This is a genomic window from Gordonia sp. UBA7860 (assembly GCF_002500165.1).
Classification (GTDB): Bacteria; Actinomycetota; Actinomycetes; order Mycobacteriales; family Mycobacteriaceae; genus Gordonia; species Gordonia sputi.
Genome location: NZ_DLSO01000111.1, coordinates 1 through 241 on the forward strand (window position 1 = coordinate 1; position 241 = coordinate 241).

Genomic DNA, 241 nt, shown 5'->3' on the forward strand with positions numbered 1-241 from the left:
ACTCGGCGGTGCCGTCACCGTCACCGACGACGCGTACGACCACCTCGTGGCGGTCGCGGGTGGCGACGCGCGCCGAGCACTGACCGCACTCGAGGCCAGCGCCGACGCAGCACTGCGCGAGCCGACAACCGATGACGAAGGCAGTGGTGAGGCGGTTGCCGAACGCCGCGAGATCCCTGAGATCGGTGTAGCCGACGTCGAGGCGGCCATCGACCGCGCGGCCGTGCGGTACGACCGCGAC

Annotated in this window: 1 pseudogene; it reads left to right on the forward strand. The window is 71.8% G+C overall.

Annotated elements, in window-relative coordinates:
• A pseudogene (locus tag B3T59_RS13640) lies at positions 1-241 on the forward strand (replication-associated recombination protein A); the annotation flags it as partial.